The organism is Jannaschia seosinensis (assembly GCF_001408515.1).
In the GTDB taxonomy this organism is placed as follows: domain Bacteria; phylum Pseudomonadota; class Alphaproteobacteria; order Rhodobacterales; family Rhodobacteraceae; genus Jannaschia; species Jannaschia seosinensis.
Map to the genome: position 1 here is coordinate 44462 of NZ_CYPR01000142.1, position 7036 is coordinate 51497.

Below are 7036 nucleotides of genomic sequence, written 5' to 3' on the forward strand. Positions count from 1 at the left end.
AAATGCCCGCCGTCGTGCCGGTTCCGCCGAAGGGCGCGAGGCGCGCGGGGCCTGTTGCCCTCGCCGTCCGCACATGACACCTTTCGTCATGACGCCCGAGACCCTCCCCTCCTGGCCCGATGTGGCCCCCGACCTGATTGCCGTCGCAACCGGTCGCCAGCCCGCCGAAACCGTCATTCGCGGCGGTCGTGTCGTTCTGGTGCAGACGCGCGAGGTGCTCGACTGGCAAATCGCCATCATCCAAGGCCGCTTCGCCTATGTCGGGCCGGATGCGTCGCATTGCATCGGACCGGATACCGAGGTGATCGAGGCGGATGGTCGCTACGTGATCCCCGGTCTCTGCGACGCGCACATGCACGTGGAATCGGGGATGCTGACGCCGGCGGAATTCGCCGCGGCCGTCATCCCGCACGGAACCACCACGATGTTCGCCGACCCGCACGAGATCGCGAACGTCCTGGGCCTGCCCGGCGTGCGCCTGATGCATGATGAGGCGCGGGGCCTGCCCTGTTCGATGTTCATGCAGATGCCATCCTGTGCGCCATCGGCGCCCGGTCTCGAGACGACGGGTCACGAGATCGGGCCCGACGAGGTCGCCGAGGCGATGACCTGGCCCGGCATCGTGGGGCTGGGCGAGATGATGAACTTTCCCGGCGTCATTGCGGGCGACCCGAAGATGCTGGCCGAAATGGCGGCCACGGTCCGGGCGGGCGCGACGATCGGCGGGCATTACGCCTCCCCCGACCTCGGCCCCGCCTTTCACGGCTATGCCGCGGGCGGGCCTGCCGACGACCATGAGGGTACCTGCGAGGCGGATGCGGTGGCGCGGGTTCGTCAGGGAATGCGCGCGATGATGCGGCTCGGCTCCGCATGGTACGACGTGAAGGCGCAGATCACCGCGATCACCGAACGGGGCCTCGACCCGCGCGGCTTCATCCTGTGCACGGACGATTGCATGGCGGCGACGCTGGTCGATGACGGGCACATGAACCGGGTTTATCGTCATGCGGTCGAATGCGGCTGCGATCCGCTCGTGGCGCTGCAGATGTGCACGATCACCACGGCGGCGCATTTCGGGCTGGAGCGGGAACTCGGCTCCATCGCCCCGGGCCGGCGGGCGGACCTGATCCTGACCTCCGACCTGCGGACGCTTCCGGTGGAACGCGTTTTGGCGCTCGGGCGGACGGTCGCCAAGGATGGCGCGATGGTCGTGGAGTGTCCGCATCTGGACTGGCCCGCGCCGGCGCGCCTGACGGTCAAGCTGGCCGGTGACCTGACGGCCGACCGGTTCGAGGTCGCCGCCCCCGAAGGTGCGCAGAACGTCCGGGCCCGCGTCATCGGCGTGGTCGAGAACCAGGCCCCGACCAAGGCCCTGAGCCGTGACCTGCCGGTGCGGGATGGCCTTGTGGAGCCCGAGGGCGACACTTGTCACATCGCGCTGGTCGAACGGCATCGCGGCACGGGCGGCGTCACCAATGCCTTCGTCTCGGGCTTCGGCTATCGCGGCCGGATGGCGATGGCCTCGACCGTGGCGCATGACAGCCACCACATGATCGTCGTGGGAACCTCGCGCGCCGACATGGCACTTGCCGCGAACAGGCTGGCGGAGGTCGGCGGCGGCGTGACGTTCTGGGCCGACGGAGCCGAGCGCGCCCTCGTGGAATTGCCGATCGCGGGCCTGATGTCCGACCGCCCGGCCGCCGAAATCGCCGCGCGGGCGCAGGATCTGATGGCGGCGATGCGGGACGCGGGCTGCACGCTCAACAACGCCTACATGCAGCACTCCCTGCTTGCCCTCGTCGTGATCCCCGAACTGCGGATCAGCGATCTCGGGCTGGTGGATGTGCGCGACTTTACCCTCACCGACCTCATCGAGGCCACATGACCGATCATACGACGCCGATCTGCACGCCCGAAGACGTGCCGCACCGACCCTTCACCGACGGGGCGGAGGCTGTGGCCGAACTGGCGCGGCTTTACCACAAGGCGACCGATTATCTGCGGGGCGCCTTCACCGATGCGGTGGCGAACGGGATGCCGGATTGCCGGCATCGCGCCTATTACCCCGAGATCCGCATCGTCACGACAAGCTTCGCCCGCACCGACAGCCGCCTCAGCTTCGGGCACGTGGCCGAACCGGGGCGCTATGCCGCGACGATCACGCAGCCGGACCTGTTCGGCAATTACCTGACGCAGCAGATCGACCTGCTCCTGAAATCGCACGATGTTCCCGTCAGCGTCGGCTGGTCGCGCACGCCGATCCCGATCCATTTCGCGATGCTCAACGATGCCGATGTGGCCGTGCCGCATGACGGGGTGCTGCCGTTTCTGATGCGCGACGTGTTCGACGTGCCGGATCTGGAGACGACGAACGACGATATCGTCAACGGCGTGGGCTTCACCTTCGAGGACGGGTCCCGGTCCCTCGCACCCTTCACCGCGCAGCGGGTCGATTACTCCCTGGCGCGGCTTGCGCATTATACCGCGACATCGCCGGACGATTTTCAGAACCACGTCCTGTTCACGAACTACCAGTTCTACGTGGATGAGTTCGTCGCTTATGGCCGCGAGGCGCTGCGCGACGGGACGACGGGTTATGCCGAACTGGTGGGCCCGATGAACCAGCGGGTCACGCCCGAAGATCCCGACGCGCCGATCGTCGAGCCGCCCAAGATGCCGCAGATGCCGACCTATCACCTGACCCGGCCGGGCGGCGGCGGGATCACGCTGGTCAATATCGGGGTTGGCCCGTCGAACGCGAAGACCGCGACCGATCATATCGCCGTGCTGCGCCCGCATGTCTGGCTGATGGTCGGGCATTGCGCGGGCTTGCGCAATTCGCAGTCTCTGGGCGATTTCGTCCTCGCCCACGCCTATCTGCGCGAAGATCACGTGCTCGACGACGACCTGCCGATCTGGGTGCCGATCCCCGCGCTGGCGGAGGTGCAGGTCAGCCTGCAACAGGCGGTGGCCGATGTCACCGCCCTCGATGGCTACGAGCTCAAGCGCATCATGCGCACCGGCACCGTGGCGACGATCGACAACCGCAACTGGGAGCTGCGCGAACAGGCCGGTCCCGTCCAGCGGCTTAGCCAGTCCCGCGCCATCGCGCTCGACATGGAAAGCGCGACGATCGCCGCCAACGGGTTCCGCTTCCGGGTCCCTTACGGCACGCTTCTATGCGTCTCCGACAAGCCGCTGCACGGCGAGCTGAAGCTGCCGGGCATGGCGTCGGATTTCTACCGCACGCAGGTCAGCCGGCATCTGCTCATCGGGATCCGGGCGATGGAGACGCTCCGGGAAATGCCGCTGGAGCGTCTGCACAGCCGGAAATTGCGGTCCTTCGAGGAAACAGCGTTCCTTTGAGGTGGATTTCCCCGGAAAACGCCATCTTTGGCGATCACGAAATCTTGTGACGTCTCGCGGCGTCGGGCTAAGGTCTGGAACGAATGCAAACAAACCGGGCAACCAGGGAGACCCCTAGATGGCTACCAAACCGATGACGAAGACGCAGCTCGTCGCTGCTCTCGCGGACAAGATGGATGCGGACAAGAAGACCGCCTCCGCGGCACTCGATGCGCTCACGGATGTCATCACCGAGGAAGTGTCGAACGGCGGCGCCGTGACCCTGCCCGGCGTCGGCAAGATCATGTGCCGCGAGCGGCCGGAGCGGATGGTGCGCAACCCCGCCACCGGCGAGCAATTCAAGAAGGACGCCGACAAGGTGGTCAAGATGACGATCGCCAAGGCGCTCAAGGATTCGGTCAACACCTGAGACCGCCCGACTTATCCAACGGGACGGGGCCGCCGCGGGCGGCCCTTTTTCGTGGCCGCGGGGGCTGGCCGCGCTAACGGCGGCCCGCTGACCCCAATCATCCCGCTGATGCCTGCCCCGGGTCCCCGAGGCCGGCGCATGAGACCTTCCGGAGAGCGCATATGGATGCCCGCGCCGTCTTCTATGGCCTGACCTTTGCGCTGATGTGGTCCTCGGCCTTCACCTCGGCGCGGATCATCGTGTCGGAGGCGCCGCCGATCCTATCGCTCTCTTTGCGCTTCGCGATCTCGGGATTGCTCGGGATCGCCATTGCCTATGCGATCGGACAGCGGATGCGGCTGACGCGGGGCCAGTGGCGGGCAGTCCTGGTGTTCGGGCTGTGCCAGAACGCGCTCTATCTGGGGCTCAACTTCGTGGCGATGCAGTGGATCGAGGCCTCGCTCGCGGCGATCATCGCGTCCTGCCTGCCGTTGACGGTCGCGCTGGCGAATTGGGTCCTGTTCTCGGAACGCACGAAGGTGCTGGGGGTGATCGGGCTCGTGGCGGGCACGGCGGGCGTCCTTCTCATCATGGGATCGCGGGTGCAGGGCGGCGCCGACACGCTGGGCGTCGCGCTGTGCCTCGGGGGTGTGCTCGCGCTCACGGTCGCGACCCTGTCGGTGCGCAGCGCGGCGAGTGGCGGAAACCTCCTGATGGTGGTCGGGCTGCAGATGCTCGTCGGATCGGCCGCGCTCCTGCCGGTGGGGCTGGCGCTCGAGACGTGGCAGGTGACGTGGTCGCCGCCGCTGATCGCGGCCTTTGCTTACACGACCGTGATCCCCGGCCTTACCGCGACATGGATCTGGTTCCTGCTGGTCGGCCGGATCGGTGCGACGCCCGCGGCCACGTTTCATTTCCTGAACCCGTTCTTCGGCGTCCTCATCGCTTGGGCGCTGCTGGGGGAACGGCTGGGGCCGCTGGATCTCGTGGGGGTGATCGTGGTGACCCTCGGCATTCTTGCCGTGCAGCTTTCGCGCCTGAAACGCGCCTGAACGTCGGGCGGCGCACAGACCCGCGACCCGGCGCCGGCCACGCATGCTTGATTGTTCCGCGCCACCGGCGGGCGCTCCACCGGCACACCAACCGGAGGCCGCGCCATGCCTATTCCCCCCTCACCCGACGCAGCCTTCTGCGGCTTGCCGTCGCGCTGACGCTCGTGGTCGGCCTGCCGGCGCAGGCGCAGCAGGACGCGGAGCCGGTCCACGTCGCCGGCATCTACACCTTTCCTGTGGAGTAACAATGGGTCGGTCGGATCCATCTCGCCGCGCAGGCAGCGGAGGAGCGCGGCGAGATCGAGTACGCCTTCACCGAGAATGTGGCCAACACCGACTACCCCCGTGTGATGCGCGAATATGCCGAGCAGGGCTACGACCTGATCGTGGGTGAGGTCTTCGGCGCCGAGCGGGAGGCGCGCGAGGTCGCCGCCGATTATCCTCAAACGGCATTCCTGATGGGGTCGTCCTTCAGGGAGGATCCCGCGCTCGAAAACTTCCCGGTTTTCGACTGCTACATCCAGGACGCCACCCACCTGTCGGGGATCGTCGCCGGCGCGATGACCGAGACCGGCAATATCGGCATGGTCGGCGGCTTGCCGATCCCCGAGGTCAACCGCCTGATGAACGCCTTCATGGCCGGCGTCCGCGAGATGCGGCATGATGTGCGGTTTCAGGTCTCCTTCATCGGCCCCTGGTTCGATCCGCCCAAGGCCAAGGAGACGGCTTTCGCGATGATCGAGAACGGGGCGGATATGCTCTATGCGGAACGCTTCGGCGTCTCGGACGCCGCGCAGGAGCGAGACGTTCTGGCCATCGGCAACGTCATCGACACACAGGCGGATTATCCCGAAACCGTCGTGACCTCCGCCATCTGGCACTTCGAGCCGACGCTCGAGGCGGCCGTCGAAGCCGTGCGCGCGGGAGAATTCACCGCCGCCGATTACGGCCGGTACAGTTTCATGGATCGCGGTGGCTCCAGCCTCGCGCCGCTGGGCACGTTCGAGGGCCGCGTCCCCGAGGATGCGATGGAGCTTCTTCGCACGCGGGAGGAGGCGATCCGTGCGGGCGAATATTCCGTCGAGGTCGACGACAGCGAGCCGAAATCGTCCTAACCCGGATAATTCACGAGAAGGCGGCGGAGGTGGCGTAACCGTCTGAAACTCTGTATTTTTTGGTTATCGACGCCAAAGATTCAGATTTCAGCAGGACGACCTCCGCCATGGCTCAATCTACGTGCTTCACGCCCCGCCTGTCACCCCTCAATGGCAAGCCGATCCTGCTCGGGTTTGACGGCGCCGACATGAGCTCCGACGCCGGACTGACCCTGCTGCGCGAGATCGAGCGCAGGGCGGGTCTGGCGCAGCGGCTCGCAGATTGCCTGCACGATCCGCGTGACCCGGCGAAAGTTCAGCATAGCCTGAGCGACATCATTCGGTTCCGGATCATGATGATCGCGGCGGGGTATGAAGACGGCAACGACGCGGCAGCCCTGCGGTACGTTCCCAGCTTCAGGATCGCGCTGGAGCGCGGGCCGGAAACGGAGCCAGCCTTGTGTTCGCAGCCAACGATCTTTCGCATGGAAAACCTGCCCGACGCCCGCGCCCTTATCCGCATGGGCCACGAGATGGTCCGGTTCTACTGTCAGTCCTTTGCGCGCGCGCCAAGCCGGATCGTGCTCGACATCGACGATACCTTTGACGCGGTGCATGGCCACCAGCAGCTGCGCCTGTTCAATGCGTTCTACGACGAGTTCGGCTTCCAGCCGATCGTCGTGTTTGACGGTGAGGGCCGGCTCGTCGGGACACTGCTGCGCCCGGCCCGCCGCCCCAATGGGGCCGAGAGCGCGGCCCACATCCGCCGGTTGATCCGGCAGATCGCCAGGCATTGGCCCGAGACAGAAATCCTGCTGCGAGCCGACAGCCACTACTGCACCCCGCAGGTTCTGGACCTGTGTGACGGGCTCGGGCTGCGCTATATCTTTGTTTGTCAAAGAACGGCCGTCTGGCGCAGAACATCTCGGCTCTGGAAGCGTCGACGGCGGCGCGCTACGCCCGAACGCCGGGCCAGAAGCTGCGCCGGTTCAAAACCTTCTCCTACGCGGCTCGGTCGTGGTCGAAACCCCGCCGCGTCATCGCCCGCGTCGAGGTTGGTCCCATGGGTCGGGACACCCGCTACATCGTCACCAACCTCGAGGGCGGTCGCGGTAAGCACCTTTACGAGAAGCTCT

At 66.5% G+C, this 7036-nt stretch carries 4 protein-coding genes and 2 pseudogenes; all 6 read left to right on the top strand.

The genetic code is table 11. The annotated features are described in order from the left end of the window. The first annotated feature begins 88 nt into the window (after positions 1 to 88). Positions 89 to 1885, top strand: coding sequence for an adenine deaminase (locus JSE7799_RS10865; protein ID WP_055663622.1), 1797 nt, complete (start codon positions 89 to 91; stop codon positions 1883 to 1885). Next, positions 1882 to 3366 carry an AMP nucleosidase gene (locus tag JSE7799_RS10870; RefSeq protein ID WP_055663623.1) on the top strand — a complete coding sequence of 495 codons (1485 nt, stop codon included), beginning with the start codon at positions 1882 to 1884 and terminating at the stop codon, positions 3364 to 3366. Before JSE7799_RS10865 ends, JSE7799_RS10870 begins: the two co-directional genes overlap by 4 nt. A gap of 118 nt (positions 3367 to 3484) precedes the next feature. After that, entirely contained in the window at positions 3485 to 3775 is a 291-nt protein-coding gene (locus JSE7799_RS10875) for an HU family DNA-binding protein (RefSeq protein WP_055663624.1), read from the top strand. A gap of 161 nt (positions 3776 to 3936) precedes the next feature. After that, on the top strand, positions 3937 to 4806 hold the full coding sequence (locus tag JSE7799_RS10880; RefSeq protein WP_055663625.1) for a DMT family transporter: 870 nt from the start codon (positions 3937 to 3939) through the stop codon (positions 4804 to 4806). Positions 4807 to 4961: 155 nt separating this feature from the next. Continuing rightward, positions 4962 to 5921: pseudogene (locus tag JSE7799_RS10885) on the top strand (BMP family protein). A 107-nt stretch (positions 5922 to 6028) separates the two neighbouring features. Next, a pseudogene (locus JSE7799_RS10890) lies at positions 6029 to 7036 on the top strand (IS1380 family transposase); the annotation flags it as partial.